Below are 20,384 nucleotides of genomic sequence, written 5' to 3' on the forward strand. Positions count from 1 at the left end.
CGGGTCACTACGTTCGCTGTCTGGGACCAGCTGGTTTCGCCCTGTCCATCGAGAGTTCGGGGGTCGAGTCGAAGTGACGACAACTGCCGCGGAGCCGAACGAGCCGATCGCCGTCGTGGGCATGTCGTGCCGGCTCCCCGGAGCACCCGATCCGAGCGCGTTCTGGCGCGTGCTGCGGGAGGGCCGCTCGGCCATCACCGAGGTGCCCGCGGACCGCAGCGCGGAGTGGGATCCCGAGGCGCTGCGCCGGATGCCGACGACCCGCGGTGGTTTCCTGGACGCGGTCGACCGGTTCGACGCCGGGTTCTTCGGCATCTCGCCCCGCGAGGCCGCCGCCATCGACCCGCAGCAGCGGCTGATGCTGGAACTGGCGTGGGAAGCGGTCGAGCACGCCGGGCTGCTGCCGGTTCCCGGCCGGGTCGGCGTCTTCGTCGGTGCGATCTGGGACGACTACGCGCTGCTGACCCACCGCCGGGGGCCGGACCTGGTCGACCCGCACACGTTCACCGGGCTCAACCGGGGCATCATCGCCAACCGGGTCTCCTACGCGCTCGGTTTCACCGGTCCCAGCATGGTGGTCGACACCGCCCAGTCGTCGTCCCTGGTCGCGGTGCACCTGGCCTGCGAGAGCCTGCGGCGCGGCGAGGCCGACGTCGCGGTGGCGGGCGGGGTGAACCTGCTGCTCGCCGCCGAGTCCGGGCTCGGTGCGGCCGGTTTCGGCGGCCTTTCCCCGGACGGGGACTGCTACCCGTTCGACGCCAGGGCCAACGGTTTCGTCCGCGGCGAGGGCGGCGGCGCCGTCCTGCTCAAGCCGCTGTCCGCGGCCCTGGCCGACGGGGACCGGGTCTACGGCGTGTTGCGCGGCAGCGCGGTGAACAACGATGGCGCCTCCGTCGGCCTGACCGCGCCGGACGCGGACGCCCAGCGCGACGTGGTGCGCGCGGCCTTCGACGCGGCGGGGCTGGCCCCGTCGGCGGCTCAGTACGTGGAACTGCACGGCACCGGCACTCCGGTCGGGGATCCGGTAGAGGCACGCGCCCTCGGCGCGGCGCTGGGCGCCGGCCGGGACGCGGGCGAGGCGCTGCTGGTCGGCTCGGTGAAGGCCAACGTCGGCCACCTTGAGGGCGCGGCGGGCATCGTCGGGTTGCTCAAGGTGGTGCTGAGCCTGGACGCCGGCGAGATCCCCGCCAGCCTGAACTTCCGCACCCCGAACCCGGACATCCCGCTGGACGACCTGCGCCTGCGGGTCGCGCAGACCGCCGGGCCGTGGCCGCGCCCGGGCGCGCCGCTGGTCGCGGGCGTGTCGTCGTTCGGCATGGGCGGGACGAACTGCCACGTCGTGGTGACCGCCGCGCCGGGACCCGCCGAGCCCCGCCGACCGTCGGCCGAACCGGGCGGCGTGCTGCCGTTCGTGGTGTCCGGTCGCGACGCCGCCGCGCTGCGCGCGCAGGCCGCCCGCTTGGCCGCAGCGGAGCCGGGTTCGCCCGCGGACACGGCGTTCTCCTTGGCCACCACCCGGTCCGCGTTTCCGCACCGCGCGGTCGTGCTCGCGGGAGACCAGGACGAGCTGGCGCGCGGCCTGGCCGCGGTGGCCGATGGGCTGCCCGCGGCGTCGGTCGTGCGCGGATCAGCGGCTGCGGGGCGGCGGGTCGGTCTGCTGTTCGCGGGGCAGGGCGCGCAACGCGCGGGCATGGGCCGCGAGCTGGCCGCGCGGTTCCCGGTGTTCTCCCGTGCGTTCGACGCGGTGTGCGCGGAGTTCGCGGACCTGGGGGTGCCCGGCCTGGCCGACGTCGTGCAAACCGGGGACGGCTTGGAGCGCACGGAGTTCGCCCAGCCCGCGCTGTTCGCGTACGAGTTCGCGCTCGCCGAGCTGTACCGCTCGTGGGGGGTGGAGCCGGAAGCCGTGACCGGCCACTCCGTCGGTGAGTTCGCCGCAGCCTGCGTCGCCGGCGTGCTCTCCCGCGCCGAAGCCTGCCAGGTGGTGGCGGCTCGGGGCAGGCTGATGCAGGCGCTGCCCGCCGGTGGGGCGATGGTGGCGGTGGAAGCCGCCGAGGACGACGTGCGGCCCCTGCTGGCGGGTGCGGTCGACCTCGCCGCGGTGAACGGCCCACGCGCCGTGGTGCTCTCTGGGGCGGAGGACGACGTGGCCGCCGTGCTGGCACGGCTGCCGGAGTGCCGGACCAAGCGGCTGCGGGTGAGCCACGCGTTCCACTCGCCGCTGGTGGAGCCGATGCTCGCCGAGTTCGCCGACGTCTTGTCCACTGTGGAATTCTCCGCGTCTGCCGTGCCGTTCGTCTCCGCCGTCACCGGGGCGGTCGCCGCCGACGAGGTGGCCACCCCGGAGTACTGGGTGCGCCACGCCCGCGGCGCGGTGCGCTTCGGCGACGCCGTCGCAGCGGTTCGCGACCTCGGAATGACGGACCTGCTCGAAGTCGGCCCGGACGGGACGGTGGCGGCGCTGGCCCGCGAGATCGGGGGCACGACCGTCCACACCGGACCGAGGCCGGACCGGGCCGAGGACGCGGCCGCCCTCGCCGGGGTGTCCGGCTTGTTCGTGCGCGGCCTACCGATCGACTGGACAGCTGTGGTCGACGGCGAGCGCGTGCCGCTGCCCACCTACGCCTTCCAGCGCACCCGGCACTGGCTGCCCGCAGCCCCGTCCGCGAACCCCGCCGTCGCGCCGCCGCCCGCCGAGTCCGCTCCCGCGGTCGAGGAGGAGCCCGAGGACTGGGTCGCGGAGGACCTGGTGCTGCGCACCGCTGCGGCGGTGCTCGGTCACGCCGGTCCGGATGCCATCGACCCGGACGTGACCTTCCGCGACCTGGGCCTGAGCTCCCTTACCTCCGTGGAGTTCCGCGACGCCCTCGCCGTGGCGACCGGACTGCGCCTGCCGGCCGGGCTGCTGTTCGACCACCCGACGCCCACCGCGCTCATCGCGCACCTCGACTCCTGCCGGGACGGCGGCACCCCTGACCCGGTCGACGCCACCAGCGCCGGTCCGACCGATGTGGACGACGACCCGATCGTGATCGTCGGGCTGGGCTGCCGGCTGCCCGGTGGCGTCAACTCGCCGGACGACCTGTGGCGGCTGCTGCGCGAGCGCGGCGACGCCGTGGGCGCGTTCCCCACCGATCGCGGCTGGGACCTCGACGCGCTCTACGATGCCGATCCGGCCAGCAGCGGCACCTCCTACACGCGGTCCGGCGGGTTCGTCTACGACGTGGACCGGTTCGACGCCGCGTTCTTCGGCATCAGCCCCCGCGAGGCCACGGCCATGGACCCGCAGCAGCGGCTGCTGCTGGAGACCTCGTGGGAGGCCGTGGAGCGGGCGGGCATCGACCCGCTCGCGCTGCGCGGCAGCGCTACCGGCGTGTTCGTCGGTGCAATGGCCCAGGAGTACGGCCCAGGCATGGTCGACGCCGCCGGGCATGAGGGCTACGCGCTGACCGGGAGCACCGCCAGCGTCGCCTCCGGCCGGATCGCCTACACCTTGGGGCTGGAGGGTCCCGCGCTGACCGTGGACACAGCCTGCTCCTCCTCGCTGGTCGCCCTCCACCTCGCCGCCCGGTCGCTGCGGGCGGGGGAGTGCGCTCTTGCCCTGGCGGGCGGGGCGGCCGTGCTGGCCCGGCCCGGGATGTTCGTGGAGTTCAGCCGCCAGCGCGGGCTGGCCCCGGACGGCCGCTGCAAGGCTTTTGCCGCAGGAGCCGACGGCACGGGGTGGGCCGAGGGCGCGGGCATGGCTGTGCTGGAGCGGCTGTCCGACGCCCGGCGCAACGGTCATCCGGTGCTCGCGGTGATCCGCGGGTCCGCGGTCAACTCCGACGGCGCGTCCAACGGGCTGACCGCGCCCAACGGGCCGTCGCAGGAGCGGGTCATCCGCAACGCGCTGGCCGAGGCAGGCCTGACCACCGCCGACGTGGACGCGGTCGAGGCGCACGGCACCGGGACCACGTTGGGTGACCCGATCGAGGCCGAAGCCCTGCAGGCCACCTACGGCCGAGCGCACACCGCCGACCGCCCGCTGCTGCTGGGCTCGCTGAAGTCCAACATCGGGCACACCCAGGCGACAGCGGGCATCGCCGGGGTGATCAAGATGGTGCTGGCGCTGCGGCACGGTGTGCTGCCCGCGACCCTGCACGTGGACGAGCCGACGCCGCACGTGGACTGGTCGGCGGGCACGGTCAGCCTGCTCACCGACGAGGCCGAGTGGCCCGCCACCGACCGCCCGCGCCGCGCCGGGGTCTCCTCGTTCGGCATTAGCGGGACCAACGCCCACCTGATCCTGGAGGAAGCCGCTGAGCAGCCCCAGGATCCGGCCGAGGCGCGGACCTCCACCGGGCCGCTGGCCTGGACTTTGTCCGCCCGCGGTGAGGACGCGCTGCGCGGGCAGGCCCGACGGCTGGCCGAGCACCTGGACGCGCACCCCGACGCCACCGCCGCCGACGTGGCGGTCTCGCTGCGAGACCGGGCGCTGCTTGACACCCGGGCCGTGGTCGTCGGCGGTGACCGGGAGGCGCTGCTCGACGGGGTTCGGGTGCTGGCCGACGGCGGCATGTCCCCGGCCGTGGTCAGCGGGCAGGCGCGACGGCGGGCGAAGCCGGTCCTGGTCTTCCCCGGTCAGGGCTCGCAGTGGGCCGGGATGGCGGTCGACCTGCTCGACGACGAGGTCTTCGCCGCGAAGATCGACGAGTGCGCCGCCGCGTTCGCGCCCTACGTCGACTGGTCGCTGCTAGACGTGCTGACCGGCGCCCCGGGGGTACCCGAGCTGGAGCGCGCCGACGTGGTGCAACCCGCGCTGTTCGCCGTGATGGTGTCGCTGGCGGCGCTGTGGCGGGCCGCGGGTGTGCGCCCGGCGGCCGTCGTCGGTCACTCGCAGGGCGAGATCGCCGCCGCCCACGTGGCGGGTGCGTTGAGCATGGCAGACGCCGCGCGCATCGTGGTCTTGCGCAGTCGGGCCCTGGGCGTGCTCGCCGGGCGCGGCGGCATGGTCTCCCTGCCCGTACCCGTCGCCGAGGTCCGCGAGCGGCTGGCCGCCTACCCGGACCGCATCGGCGTCGCGGCGATCAACGGCCCAGCGGCGACGGTGATCGCGGGCGATGCCGACGCGCTCGACGAACTGCTGGCCGAGTGCGAGCGCGACGGGGTGCACGCCCGCCGCGTGCCCGTCGACTACGCCTCCCACTCCCCGCACGTCGACGCCATCCACGACGAGCTGCTGGACCTGCTCGCCGGCATTTCGCCGCGCAGCGCCGAGATCGCGTTCTACTCGACCGTCAGCGGCGGCTCGGTGGACACCGCCTGCCTGGACGCCGGCTATTGGTTCCGCAACTTGCGCCAGCCCGTCCTCTTCGAGCAGGCGGTGCGGGCGGCGCTCGCCGACGGGCACGACGCGTTCATCGAGAGCAGCCCGCACCCGGTGCTCACCATCGGCGTGCAGGAGACCGTGGACGCCGAGGAATCCCCGGCACTGGTGTGCACGTCGCTGCGCCGGGGCGAGGACGGTCCGACCCGGTGGCTCACCTCGCTGGCCGAAGCGCACGTGGGCGGCCTCCGGATCGAATGGCCCGCCTGTGCCGGGGCCCGGATCGCATTGCCCACCTACGCGTTCCAGCGGCAGAGGTACTGGATCGAGCCCTCGACCCGCCCGACCGACCCGGATCAAGCCCGCCTGTGGGCCGCCGTCGACGACGCCGATGCCGACGCGCTGGCCGCGGTGCTCGCGCCGGACGGTGACCGGGCTGCATCCGACGCCGCCCTGCCCGTGCTGGCGGCGTGGCGGCGGCGCACCCGCGACCGGGTCGCCGCCACGCCGGGGCACTACCGCGTGCGCTGGCAGCCGGTGCCCGAGCCCGCCGCGACCGCGCTGCGCGGACGGTGGCTGGTGGTGGTTCCCGACTGCGCCGAAACCCCGGACCTGCCCGCCGACCACACCGCCGTACCGGTCGTTCCGGGCACCGACCGCGCCGAGCTGGCCCGCATGCTGGCCGGAGCGCTGGCCGGACCGGACCCGGTCGTCGGTGTGCTGTCGCTGCTGCCCGGGTTGGTCGACACCATCACCCTGGTCCAAGCGCTCGGGGACACCGGCAGCTCGGCGCGGCTGTGGTGCGCGACCCGCGGCGCGGTGGCCGCCGGACCCGACGACCCGATCATCGCCCCCGCCCAGGCCCGGCTGTGGGGACTGGGTCAGGTGGTCGCGCAGGAACATCCGGACCGCTGGGGCGGTCTGGTCGACCTGCCCGAGGAACTCGACCAGCGCGCGCTGCGGCGGCTCGCCGCCGTGCTCGCCGGTGCTTCGGGCGAGGACCAGGTCGCGTTGCGCCCGTCCGGGGTGTTCGGCAGGCGGCTGGTTCCGGTGCGCGGCACGGCCCCCGAGACCGGTCTTGATCCCCTGCGCGGCACGGTCCTGATCACCGGCGGCACCGGAGCGCTCGGTGGGCGCGTGGCCCGGTGGCTGGCCGCCCGCGGCACCGAGCACGTGGTGCTGGCCGGGCGCCGCGGTGCCGCCACGCCCGGCATCGGGGTACTGCTCGACGACCTCGCGGAGACCTCGACGCGGGTCACCGTGGCCGCCTGCGACGTGACCGACCGCGACGACCTGGCCGCGCTGCTCGCCGAGCACCCGCCGACCGCCGTGGTGCACGCCGCCGGGGTGCTCGACGACGGTGTCGTCGACGGGCTCACCCCGGAGCGGGTGGCCGGGGTGCTGGCGGCCAAGGCCGATGCGGCCGAGGTGCTGCACGAGCTGACCGCCGGACTGGACCTCGATGCCTTCGTCCTGTTCTCCTCGGTGATCGGCGTGCTCGGCAACGGCGGCCAGGGCGCCTACGCCGCCGCCAACGCCCACCTGGACGCGCTCGCGGAGCACCGCCGTGCCCAGGGCCTGCCCGCCACCTCGATCGCCTGGGGCATCTGGTCCGGCGGCGGCATGGCCGAGGGCGGGATCGAGGACCGGATGAGCGGGCGCGGCCTGCTCGGCATGGATCCCGACGCCGCCCTGTCCGCGCTGGGCACCGCGCTGGGCCGAGGTGAGACGACCCTGGTCGTTGCCGACGTACGCTGGGACCGGTTCGCCCCGGTGCTGACGGCCGCCCGCCCGAGCCCGCTGATCGCCGAGCTGCCCGAGGTGCGCGCCCTGGACCGGGAAGCCGCGGGCGAGCGGTCCGGGCTGGCGGGGCGGCTGGCGGGACTGGACCCCGACCAGCAGCGCCGTGTCGTGCTCGACACCGTGCGCGACCACGCCGCCGGGGTGCTGGGGCACGCGACGGCTGGGGCTGTGGTGGTGGATAAGGCGTTCCGCGAGATCGGGTTCGACTCGCTCACCGTCGTGGAGCTGCGCAACCGGCTCGCCGCCGCCACCGGTCTGCGGCTGCCGACCACGTTGCTCTTCGACCATCCGACAGTGGCCGCTGTCGCCGATTTCCTGCACGGCCGCCTGCTCCCCGACGCCGAGGTGGTCGGCGACGGTGGAGCGGTCGTCCCGGCTCGCACCGCCCGGTCCGACGAGCCGATCGCGATCGTGGCGATGGGCTGTCGCTTCCCCGGCGGGGTTCGCTCGCCGGAGGACCTGTGGGAACTCCTGGTCGGCGAGCAGGACGTGGTGTCCGACCTGCCCACGGACCGGGGTTGGGATCTGGCGGGTTTGTTCGATCCGGATCCGGATCATCACGGCACGTCGTATGTGCGGTCGGGTGGTTTCTTGCGCGATGCGGCGGAGTTCGATGCGGAGTTCTTCGGGATTTCGCCGCGTGAGGCGTTGGTGATGGATCCGCAGCAGCGGTTGTTGCTGGAGACGTCCTGGGAGGCGGTCGAACGGGCCGGGATCGACCCGCGCTCGCTGCGGGGCAGCCGCACCGGCGTGTTCGCCGGCATGGTCTACCAGGACTACGGCACCCGGCTGCACGAGGCGCCCGAGGGCCTGGGCGGGTTCCTGGTCACCGGCAAGTCCTCCAGTGTGATCTCCGGCCGCGTCGCCTACGCCCTCGGGCTCAGCGGGCCCGCCGTGACCGTGGACACCGCCTGCTCGTCGTCGCTGGTCACCCTGCACCTGGCCTGCCAGGCGCTGCGCGCGGGCGACTGCTCGCTCGCCCTGGCGGGTGGTGCGACGGTGATGGCCGCGCCCGGCATGTTCATCGAGTTCAGCCGCCAGCGCGGCCTGGCCCCGGACGGCCGGTGCAAGCCGTTCTCGTCCACTGCGGACGGAACGGCCTGGGGCGAGGGCGCTGGGATGCTGCTGCTGGAGCGGTTGTCCGACGCCCGCCGCAACGGCCACCCCGTGCTCGCCGTGGTCCGCGGCACGGCGGTCAACTCCGACGGCGCGTCCAACGGGCTGACCGCGCCCAACGGTCTCGCCCAGGAGCGGGTCATCCGCGATGCCCTGGCCAAGGCCGGTCTGTCCACGGCAGAGGTGGACGCGGTGGAGGCGCACGGCACCGGCACGACGCTGGGTGATCCGATCGAGGCCCAGGCGTTGCTGGCGACCTACGGCCAGGACCGCACCGAGCCCCTCTGGCTGGGCTCGCTGAAGTCCAACATCGCCCACCCGCAGGCGGCCGCCGGGGTGGCCGGGGTGATCAAGATGGTGCTGGCGCTGCAGCACGGCGTGCTGCCCGCGACCCTGCACGTCGACGAGCCGACGCCGCACGTGGACTGGTCCGCCGGAGCGGTGCGGTTGCTGACCGAGACGCGGCCGTGGCCGGAGGTCGACCGACCACTGCGGGCAGGGGTGTCGGCCTTCGGGGTCAGCGGCACCAACGCCCACGCGGTGCTGGAGCAGGCCCCGGCTGACGACGTGCCCGAAGCCGTCGCTGACCGCACCGTGCCGCTGGTGCTGGCCGCCCGCGACCCGCGAGCTCTGGCAGCGCGGGCCGCCGAGCTCGCTGACTGGCTGACCGCCCCGGACGCGGCCGGTCTGGTCGACACGGCCTTCGCCCTGGCCACGGGCCGGACCCCGTTCGATCACCGGGCCGTGGTGGTCGCCGCCGACCGGGCCGCCGCCGGGACCGCGCTGCGCGCGCTCGCAGCCGGGACCGCACCGTCCGATGTGGCCGTCGGTGAGGCGGTTCCCCGGGGGCGCACGGCTTTCGTGTTCCCCGGGCAGGGTTCGCAGTGGCTCGGCATGGGTTCGGCGTTGCTGGCCTCGTCGCCGGTGTTCGCCGCGCGGTTCGCCGAGTGCGCGGCGGCCCTGGAGCAGTTCGTGGACTGGTCTCCCGCCGAGATGCTGGGCGACGAGTCGGGCCTGTCCCGCGTGGACGTGGTGCAGCCCCTGCTGTGGGCGGTGATGGTCTCGTTGGCCGCGGTGTGGGAGTCGCTGGGCGTGGTGCCCGACGTCGTGGTGGGCCACTCGCAGGGCGAGATCGCGGCGGCGGTCGTGTCGGGTGCTCTGTCGGTCCCCGACGGAGCCCGGGTCGTGGCGCTGCGCAGCAGGGCGCTCGTCTCCCTCGCCGGGGCGGGCGGGATGGTCTCGGTCACCGAGCCCGCCGACTGCGTCCGGGAGCGCATCGCCGCGTGGGGAGAGCAGATCTCGATCGCCGCGGTGAACGGGCCTGCGGTGACGGTGGTGTCCGGCGAGCCAGCCGCTTTGGACGAGCTGATCGCCGGGTGCGAGCGCGAAGGGGTTCGGGCCCGGCGGATCCCGGTGGACTACGCCTCGCACTCCGCCCAGGTGGAATCGCTGCGCGAGGAGTTGGTCGACGCCCTCCGCGCGGTTCGGCTCGCGGCCGGCCGGTTGCCCCTGCTGTCCACAGTCACCGGTAAGCTGACCGACGGGTCCGACCTGACCGGGGAATACTGGTTCCGCAACCTGCGCGAGCCGGTGGAGTTCGAGCAGGCCGTGGCGGAGCTGAGCGGGTCGGGGCACGACGTGTTCGTCGAGTGCTCGCCGCACCCGGTGCTGACGCTGGGAGTCCAGCAGACGGCCGACGCCGTCGTCGTGGGCACGCTGCGCCGCGACGACGGCGACTGGGACCGCGTGCTGCTGTCCGCCGCCGAGGTGTTCGTGGCCGGTGGCCGCGTCGACTTCACGCCGCTGCTCGACGGCGGCCGGAGGGTGGACCTGCCCACCTATCCTTTCCAGCGCAAGCGCTTCTGGCTGGACACCTCCGCATCCGCGGGCAGCGCGACCCCGGTCCCGGAGCTCACCGCCGAACCGGTTGCACAGCTCGAACTCGCCGCCACCGCGGACGGCGAACGGGCGGAGGCGCTGCGCCGCATCGTCCGCGCGGAGACCGCGGTCGTCCTGGGCCACACCGACCCCGCGGACGTCCGCCCCACCCGGACTTTCGCCGAACTCGGCGTGGACTCGCTCATCGCGCTGCAGCTGCGCAACCGTCTGGTCCGGGCGACCGGGCTGCAACTGCCCGCCGCCGTCGCGTTCGACCACCCCACCCCGGCCGCGCTCGCCGACCACCTGGGCACGCTGGAGACCGGGCCCGCGGCGGCCGATGCCGAGCCCGCGGCGGCGCCCGCGACCACCAACGAGCCGATCGCCATCGTCGGGATGGCCTGCCGTTACCCCGGCGGGGTCCGCTCACCCGAGGACCTCTGGCGGTTGGTGCAGGAGCGGACCGACGCCATCACCGGCTTCCCCACGGACCGGGGTTGGGATCTGGCGGGTTTGTTCGATCCGGATCCGGATCATCACGGCACGTCGTATGTGCGGTCGGGTGGTTTCTTGCGCGATGCGGCGGAGTTCGATGCGGAGTTCTTCGGGATTTCGCCGCGTGAGGCGTTGGTGATGGATCCGCAGCAGCGGTTGTTGCTGGAGACGTCCTGGGAGGCGGTCGAACGCGCCGGGCTGGACCCCACGAGCCTGCGCGGCACATCCACCGGGGTCTTCGTAGGCGTCATCGACCAGAACTACGGGCCGCGCGCCCAAGAGGCGTCCGAAGCGGTCGGCGGCTACCTGATGACGGGCACCCTGCCCGCCGTCGCCTCCGGCCGCATCGCCTACAACCTCGGGCTGGAGGGCCCCGCCGTCACGTTGGACACCGCTTGCTCGTCGTCGCTGGTCGCGCTGCACATGGCGGCCCGGTCGCTGCGCCAGGGCGAGTGTGAACTGGCCCTGGCGGGCGGCGCGTCGGTGATGGCGACGCCGGACCTCTTCGTGGAGTTCAGCAGGCAGCGCGGCCTGTCGCCGGATGGCCGGTGCCGGTCGTTCGCCGCGGGCGCCGACGGCACCGGGTGGGCCGAGGGCGCGGGCGTCCTGCTGCTGGAACGGCTGTCCGATGCGCGGCGCCGAGGTCACCCCGTGCTCGCGGTGCTGCGCGGCAGCGCCATCAACTCCGACGGCGCCTCGAACGGGCTCACCGCGCCGAGCGGCCCCGCCCAGCAGCGGGTCATCCGGGCCGCGCTGGCTGAGGCCGGGCTGTCGGCGCAGGACGTCGACGCGGTCGAGGCGCACGGCACCGCCACCACCCTCGGCGACCCAATCGAGGCGGAGGCGCTGCTCGCGACCTACGGCCGGGATCGCGCCGAGCCGCTCTGGCTGGGTTCGCTGAAGTCCAACATCGGGCACTCGCAGGCCGCCGCCGGAGTCGGCGGGGTGATCAAGGCCGTGCAGGCCCTGCGGCACGCGGTGCTGCCCGCCACCCTGTACGCGGAGGAACCGACGCCGCACGTGGACTGGGAGCGCGGCAAGGTGCGGCTGCTGTCCGAGGCCCGGCCGTGGCCCGAGGTCGGTCGGCCGCGCCGGATGGCGGTGTCGTCGTTCGGCGTCAGCGGGACCAACGCGCACGCCATCCTGGAGGCTGGCGATCCGGACGCCGCGGTGGACCCGGCGCCGCCGGTCGCTGTGCCCGTGGCGGTTTCCGGGGTGAGCCCGCGGGCACTGCGAGCTCAGGCGGTCCGGTTGCTCGACCACCTCGATGCGCATCCGGGTCTGGGCGTCGCCGACGTCGCACTGTCCACTGTGACCACCTGTGCTGCGCTGGAGCACCGGGCAGTGGTGGTGGCGACCGAGCACGACCAGCTACGCGCCGGTCTGGCCGCGATCGCCGCCGGTCAGGACAGCCCCTCGGTGCGCGTCGGTGCCGCTTCCGGCGGGGAGCACCGGATCGCGTTCCTCTTCGCGGGTCAGGGTTCGCAGCAGCCCGGGATGGGGCGTGAGCTGGCCGAGCGGTTCCCGGTGTTCGCGGACGCTTTCAACGAGGTCTGCACCGCGCTGGCCGCGCACGGGGTCACCGATCCGCGCCGTGCGGTCGACCTCGACCCGACCGACCTGGCCCAGCCCGCGCTGTTCGCGTTCGAGGTCGCCATGGCCAGGCTCCTGATGTCCTGGAACGTCTACCCCGACGTCGTCGCTGGCCACTCCGTCGGTGAGTTCGCCGCCGCGCACCTGGCCGGTGTGTTCGGCCTCGACGACGCCTGCCGGGTGGTCGCCGCCCGCGGCAGGCTGATGGCTTCGCTGCCCGGCGGCGGTGCGATGACCGCCGTGGGGCTGCCCGAGGACGAGGTCCGCCCGCTGTTGGCGGGCGTGGTGGACATCGCCGCGGTCAACGGGCCCGCCTCGGTGGTGATCTCCGGTGCCGAAGCCGACGTGGCCGCGGTGGCCGAGCTTGCGGCCGCGCGCGGGGCCAAGACCAAGCGGCTGCGGGTCAGCCACGCGTTCCACTCCGCGCTCGTGGAACCGGTGCTCGCCGAGTTCCGCGAGGTGGTCGCGGGCGTGCACCGGGGCCGGCCGGTGCTGCCCGTCGCCTCCGGCCTGACCGGCGAGCTCGTCACCGACGAGCTGTGCGACCCGGACTACTGGGTGCGCCACGCCCGCGACACCGTGCGGTTCGCCGACGCGGTCGCCGCTGCGGAGTCCCGCGAGATCACCGCGTTCGTCGAGATCGGACCGGATGGGGCGCTCAGCGGAATGCTGGACACCACCGCGCTCGTCGTGCCGACCGCGCGCGGCGGCCGCGCCGAGGTCGACTCGGCGCTCGGTGCGGTGGGTGCCCTGCACGCCGCCGGGGCCGATGTGGACTGGACTGAGGTGTTCGCCGGCACCGGGGCGCACCGGGTCGACCTGCCCACCTACGGCTTCCAGCGCAGCCGCCACTGGCTGGAGCCGGTGCGCCCGGAACCGGTCGAGGACGAGGTGGGGGCGCGGTTCTGGTCCGCTGTGGACGCCGAGCGGTGGACCGAGATCGCCGAGACCATCGATGTCGATGCCGACGCACCGCTCTCGCTCGCGCTGCCCAAGCTCGCCGCTTGGCGGAAGCGGGCGGACGAGTTGTCCAGGACGGACCAGTGGTGCCACCGGCTGGAGTGGCGGCCGCTGCCGGAACCGCCGACCGCGCGGCTGTCCGGGACCTGGTTGCTGCTCACCGCCCCGGACGGAACACCCGCTGCCGACGCCGAAGCAGCGCTGAGCGCGGCAGGTGCCGAGGTGCGGCGAGTGGAGCTGGCCGACGCCGACCGCGCGGCCGTGCTGGCCCGGATCGCCGCTGCGGTGCCGGACGGGACCGGCGTCGCAGGCGTGCTCTCGTTGGCCGCAGCGGGTGGCGTGGAAAACGGTGTGCCCACCGGACTGGCCCGAACCGCCGCCGTTGTCCAAGCGTTGGGCGACGCCGGGATCGACGCTCCACTGTGGTGCGTCACCGCCGGGGCCGTGGACGTGGCCGGTTCGGGCCCGCTGGTGCCGGAGTTGGCTTCGGTGTGGGGATTGGGCCGGGTCGCGGCACTGGAGCACCCCGAGCGCTGGGGCGGTTTGCTCGACCTCGGGACCGAGAGCGGCCCATGGGCCTGGCGGCACGTCGCAGCGGTGCTGGCTGGGACCGGGGAGGACCAGGTGGCGCTCACCCCATCCGGGCCCGCCGGCGCCCGGCTGGTCCGCGCGGTGCCGAGCACCGGGTCCTGGCGGCCGCGCGGCACGGTTCTGGTCACCGGCGGTACCGGTGCCCTCGGCGCGCACGTGGCCCGGTCGCTGGCCACCGCGGGCACCGAGCACCTGGTGCTGGTCAGCCGCCGGGGTGAAGAAGCGCCGGGCGCCGCCGAGCTGGTCGCCGAGTTGTCCGGCGGCGGCACCCGGGTCACCGTCGCCGCCTGCGATGTGGCGGATCGGGACGCGCTCGCCGCGCTGATCGCAGACCTGCCGCCGACCGCCGTGGTGCACACCGCGGGAGTGGTGGACGACGGCGTGGTCGACGGGCTCACCGCCGCCCGACTCGCCGGCGTGCGCGCGCCGAAGGCGACGGCGGCCTGGCACCTGCACGACCTGACCCGCCACCTCGACCTGGACGCGTTCGTGCTGTTCTCCTCGGCGGCGGGCGTGCTCGGCAACGCGGGGCAGGGCAACTACGCCGCCGCCAACGCCGAGCTGGACGCCCTCGCGCAGCACCGCAGGGCCGCTGGTCTTCCCGCGACCTCGATCGCTTGGGGAGCCTGGGCCGGGGCGGGCATGGCTCTGGACCCGGTCACCGCCGACCGGCTGCGTCGTGACGGTGTGCGGCCCATGGATCCGGCCGAGGCACTGTCCGTGCTCTGGCGGACCGTCAACTCCGAGCAGGCGCACGCGCTGGTCGCGGACATCGACTGGGCCCAGCTGGCGGCAGCCGTCACCGTTGCGCGACCGAGTCCGCTGCTCACCGACCTCGCGGGCGTCCCGGCACCGGACGGTTCCGCTGCGGCACCGGAGCCCACGTCGGCCGAGCGCCTGGCCGCCGCGGAGCCGGGGGAGCGCACCCGGCTGCTGCTGGAGGTCGTGACCGAGACCGTCACGGCGGTGCTGGGCCACGAACCGGGCGCGGTCCTCGCGGACCGGGCGTTCGCCGACCTCGGGTTCGACTCGCTGACCTCGGTGGAGCTGCGCAACCGGCTCGCTGCGGCCACCGGGTTGCGGCTTACCGCGACGCTGGCCTTCGACCACCCGACTCCGGAGGCGCTCGCCGGGCACCTGAGCGAGCTGCTGGTACCCGCGGCACCGCAGGTCGACCTGGTCGCCGACCTCGACCGCTTCGCCGCCGCAGCCACCGGCGCGAACGACCCCGACCTCCGGGTCGGGCTGGCGAGCCGGCTGCGCGCCCTGGTCGATCAGCTGGCGTCCGCACCCGGCACGACCACCCGCGACGTGCTGAGCGCGTCCCGGGAGGAACTGTTCGACCTCATCGACAACGATCTGGGGGTGTCCGACCGATGACCGGTGACGACAAGGTCCTGGACTACCTGCGCCGCGTCACCGCCGACCTGCAGGCGACTCGCGAGCGGTTGCGGCAGGCCGAGGAGGCCGACAGCGAGCCCATCGCGATCATCGGCATGGCCTGCCGGTTCCCTGGCGGCGTGCGCTCCCCCGAGGACCTGTGGCGGTTGGTCTCCGAGGGCACCGACGCGATCGGCCCGTTCCCGACCGATCGGGGCTGGGACCTCGCCGCGCTGGCCGGTGCTCCCGGCGCGGGGCGGTCGGTCGCGCAGGAGGGTGGATTCCTGGACGGGGCGGCGGATTTCGATGCGGAGTTCTTCGGGATCTCGCCGCGCGAGGCGTTGGCGATGGATCCGCAGCACCGGCTGCTGCTGGAAACGTCGTGGGAGGCGTTGGAGCGTGCGGGCATCGATCCGACTTCGCTGCGCGGCAGCCGCACCGGCGTGTTCCTGGGCACCAACGGGCGGGACTACCCCGAGCTGCTGCGGGACGTGCCCGACGACGTGGAGGGGTACGCGGGCATCGGCAACGCGGCCAGCGTGCTCTCGGGCCGGGTGGCGTACGTGCTGGGGCTGGAGGGGCCTGCGCTGAGTGTGGATACGGCGTGCTCGTCGTCGTTGGTCGCGCTGCACCTCGCCTGCCAGTCGCTGCGCCGCGGCGAGTCGACCGTGGCGCTGGCCGGCGGCGCGACGGTGATGGCCACTCCTGGCACGTTCGTGGAATTCACCCGCCAGCAGGGCCTCGCCCCCGACGGGCGCTGCAAGGCGTTCGCGGATGCCGCCGATGGCACCGGCTGGGCCGAGGGTGTGGGTGTTGTGGTGTTGGAGCGGTTGTCGGTGGCGCGGGGGTTGGGTCGTCGTGTGTTGGGTGTTGTTCGTGGTTCTGCGGTGAATTCGGATGGTGCGTCGAATGGTTTGACGGCGCCGAGTGGTCCGTCGCAGGAGCGGGTGGTGCGGCGGGCGTTGGCGGTGGCGGGTGTGTCGGCGGCATCGGTGGATGTGGTGGAGGGGCATGGGACGGGGACGGTGTTGGGGGATCCGATTGAGGTGCGCGCGTTGCAGTCGGTGTATGGGCGGGGGCGTGGTGGTTCGGCTTTGTTGTTGGGGTCGGTGAAGTCGAATGTGGGTCATGCGCAGGCTGCTGCGGGTGTTGCGGGTGTGATGAAGATGGTGTTGGCGATGCGGTGTGGGGTGGTGCCGGCGTCGTTGCATGTGGGTGAGGTGTCGTCGCGGGTTGATTGGTCTGGTGGTGGGGTTGAGGTGGTGGGGGAGTCTTGTGCGTGGCCGGTGTCGGATCATCCGCGTCGGGCTGGGGTGTCGTCGTTCGGTGTGTCGGGGACCAATGCGCATGTCATCCTCGAAGCCGCAGAAGAAGCGGAAGTTCGAGAGTCCGCTGTGGACGGACTGGTGCCCTGGGTGATCTCCGCCCGGACCCCGGAGGCGTTGCGGGAACAGGCTGCGCGGCTGTGCGAGCACGCCCCGCGAGCAGCCGTCGACGTCGCCCACACGCTGCACACCGGCCGGGCCGCGCTCGAACACCGCGCGGTCGTCGTCGGCGCTGACCGCGCCACCATGCTCGATGGACTCCGCGCGGTGGCGGAGGGAGTCCCCGCACCGCAGGTCGTCCACGGAAAAGCCCGCAAGACGGGGAAGACGGTGTTTGTGTTTCCTGGTCAGGGTTCGCAGTGGGATGGTATGGGGGTTGATCTGCTGGGGTCTTCGTCGGTTTTCGCTGAGCGGTTTGCGGAGTGTTCGGCGGCTCTTGAGCGGTTTGTTGATTGGTCGCCTGTGGAGATGTTGGGCGATGAATCCGGACTGTCTCGGGTGGATGTTGTTCAGTCGTTGTTGTGGGCGGTGATGGTCTCGCTTGCTGCGGTGTGGGAGTCGTTTGGGGTGAGGCCGGATGTGGTGGTGGGGCATTCTCAGGGTGAGATCGCGGCTGCGGTGGTGTCGGGTGCGTTGTCGGTCGAGGACGGCGCCCGGATCGTCGCGCTGCGGAGCCGTGCGCTGACTGTGCTGGCCGGTGATGGGGGGATGGTCTCGGTCGCTGAACCTGCTGACCGGGTGCGGGATCGCATTGCGGGTTGGGGTGATCGGGTTTCGGTTGCTGCGGTGAACGGTCCCGCAGTCACGGTGGTGTCGGGTGAGCCGGCGGCGCTGGAGGAGTTGATCGCTGCTTGTGAGGCTGACGATGTGCGGGCTCGCCGGATCCCGGTGGATTACGCGTCCCACTCCGCCCAGGTGGAGAGCCTGCGGGACGAACTGCTCGCCGTCCTGGGGTCGGTCCGCCCCCAGGCTGGTCGCGTTCCGCTGATGTCCACAGTGTCCGGTGCCGAGACTGATGGGTCCGATCTGGACGCCGACTACTGGTTCCGGAATCTGCGTGAGCCGGTGGAGTTCGAGCGGGCGGTGTCCCGGTTGGTGGAGTCGGGTTGTGGGTTGTTCGTGGAGTGCTCGGCGCATCCGGTGTTGACGTTGGGTGTTCAGCAGACCGCCGAAGACGCTGTCGTGGTGAGTACGTTGCGCCGCCGGGACGGTGATCTCGACCGGGTGCTGCTTTCCACGGCGGAAGCCCATGTCGCCGGGGCCGATGTTGACTTCACCCCGCTGCTCCAGGGCGGTCGGCTCGTCGGCCTGCCCACCTACCCCTTCCAGCGCAAGCGGTTCTGGCCGACGGCCCGCTCCGCCGTCGGCGACCTCGACGCGGGCGGTCTCGATCCGGCAGCGCACCCGCTGCTGGGCGCCGTCGTCGAGCGGGCCGACGACGACGGGGTGGTGCTGACCGGGCGGCTCAGCCTGGATACCCACCCCTGGCTGGCCGACCACGTCGTGCGCGGCACCGCGCTGCTGCCGGCAGGCGCCTTCGTCGACCTCGCGGTGCATGCGGGCGACCTGGTCGGCTGCGACCAGGTCGACGAACTCACCCTCGAAGCGCCACTGGCCATCCCCGACCACGGCGGTGCTCGCCTGCACGTCACCGTCGGCGGCCCCAGTCCTTCGGGTGCTCGCTCCATCGCGGTGCACTCGCGCAACGACAGCGGCTGGATCCGGCACGCCACCGGCACCCTCAGCCCGGCGAAGTCCAGTGTGGACACTCCTGGTGGTGGGCAATGGCCCCCGAGCGGCGCGGTCCCGGTAGACCTCGACGGCTGGTGGGATCACCTCGCCGCCCTCGGCGTGGACTACGGCCCGGCGTTCCGATGCCTGCGCGCGGTGTGGCGGCACGGCGACTACCTGTTCGCCGAAGCGGCCCTGCCCGACCCCGCCGCAGCAGAGGGGTTCGGCGTGCACCCGGCGCTGCTCGACGCCGCGTCCCAAGCCACTGCCCTGCTCGCCGGCGACACCACGGCCCGCATGCCCTTCTCCTGGAACGGGTTCCGCCTGCACGGCACCGGAGCGACTGCGGTGCGGATGCGGGTGTCCCCGCGCGGTGCGGACACCGTGAGCTTGTCGATCACCGACCTGGCGGGTGCCCCCGTGGTCACCGTCGAGTCGCTGGTCTCCCGCCCGGCCCCCGCTACGGGCGTTGTGCGAGCGGGCGGCCTGTACAGCCTCGATTGGATCGACCTCCCCGGCGGGCTCGCCAGCGGGCAACCGACCGGCGATGTCGTGCACCTGCGCTGCGACCCCACCCCGGGCGACCCCCGCGCCCCGCTCGGCCGCGTGCTGGAGGCGCTGCGGGACGCGCTCACCCGCGACGACGGACTGCTCGTGGTGCGCACCCGGGGCGCTGTGGCCACCGACGACCCCGACCCGGCGACCGCAGCGGTGTGGGGGCTGGTCCGGTCCGCGCAGCGCGAGCACCTCGGCCGGGTCCTGCTCGTCGACGTGGACGACGACCCGGCGTCCGAGCGTGCTCTCACCGCCGCGATCGGCACCGGCGAGCCCCAACTGGCGCTGCGTGCGGGCAAGGTGCTCGTGCCCCGCCTGACGGCGGTGTCGGCGGGCAGCTCGGCGGGAACGTTCCCGAGTGACGGAACCGTTCTGGTGACAGGGGCACCCGCAGGACTCGGCGGTCTCGTCGCCCGGCACCTGGTGACCGCGCACGGCGTCGCACACGTCCTGTTCGTCTCGCGCCGCGGTGAGGACGCTCCCGGTGCCGACCGGCTGCGGGACGACTTGACCGCTGCGGGTTCCGGAGTCACGATCGCCGCTTGCGATGCCGCCGACCGGGACGCGATGGCGGTTCTGCTGGCCGGAATTCCAGCTGAGCGACCGCTGCGCGCCGTCGTGCACACGGCCGCCGTGCTCGCCGACGGTGTCGTCACAGCCGTGACCGACGCGGATCTGGACCGCGTGCTGCGCGCCAAGGCCGATGCCGCCCAGGTGCTGGACGAAGTGACCGCCGACGCGGATCTCGCCGAATTCGTACTGTTCTCCTCGGCCTCAGGGACCCTCGGCGGCCCCGGCATGGCGGCCTACGCCGCGGCTAACGCGCACCTCGACGCCTTCGCTGCCGCCCGGCGGTCCCGCGGCCTGCCGGCCCGGTCGCTGGCCTGGGGCCTGTGGGCCGACACCGGGGGCATCGCGGGCCGGCTCGCGAACACCGCGGTCGACCGCATGGTCCGCGCGGGCGTCTCAGCCCTGAGCGAGCAGGACGGTCTGGCGCTGTTCGACTCGGCCCTGGCCTGCGAAGCCCCGACCGTGCTGCCGATGCGGCTGGACTTCGCCGCGCTGCGGGAGGGCGGTCCTGAGCTCGCCCCGCTGCTGGCCGGTCTGGTCCGCGCCCCGGTGCGGCGTGCGGCCGTGGGCGGGATTGACGACGGGCGGCCCCCGGCGGACCTGGCCGAACCGGGTGCGCTGCTCGACCTGGTGCGCGGGCACGTGGCGACCGTCCTCGGACACGGCTCCGCCCGCAAGGTGCCCGAGGACCGGCCGCTGCGGGAACTCGGTTTCGACTCGCTCACCGCTGTGGAGCTGCGCAACCGGCTCGTCGCGGCTACCGGGCTGCGCCTGCCGCCGACCCTGGCGTTCGACCACCCGAGCGCCGCGGCGCTCGCCGCGCACCTGCACGCTGCGCTGTTCGGGGAAGAGGCAGACGGGGCAGCGGCGGTGTTCGACCGCATCGACCGGCTCGCCGAGGAGCTGGCCGCGACCGCGCTGAGCCCGGACGAACGGGCTGACGTCACCGCCCGGATGCGTGCCCTGCTCGCCGAGTGGGCCGGGGAACCCGGCGATCCCGGCGACGACGGGATGCCGACCGGGGACGACGACGAACTCTTCGCCTACATCGACAGCAAGCTCGGTCCTGCGTGACCCACGACGAC

The 20,384-nt window shown here is 73.9% G+C and carries 1 protein-coding gene and 1 pseudogene; both read left to right on the forward strand.

The features are described from left to right. The first annotated feature begins 73 nt into the window (after window positions 1–73). Complete coding sequence (locus ACRXBZ_RS34130; RefSeq protein WP_433882573.1) at window positions 74–15,118, forward strand: type I polyketide synthase; 15,045 nt, start codon at window positions 74–76, stop codon at window positions 15,116–15,118. A 32-nt stretch (window positions 15,119–15,150) separates the two neighbouring features. After that, window positions 15,151–20,373: pseudogene (locus tag ACRXBZ_RS34135) on the forward strand (type I polyketide synthase); the annotation flags it as partial. Between the last annotated feature and the right edge of the window lie 11 nt (window positions 20,374–20,384).

The organism is Saccharopolyspora hattusasensis (assembly GCF_050972075.1).
GTDB lineage: Bacteria > Actinomycetota > Actinomycetes > Mycobacteriales > Pseudonocardiaceae > Saccharopolyspora > Saccharopolyspora hattusasensis.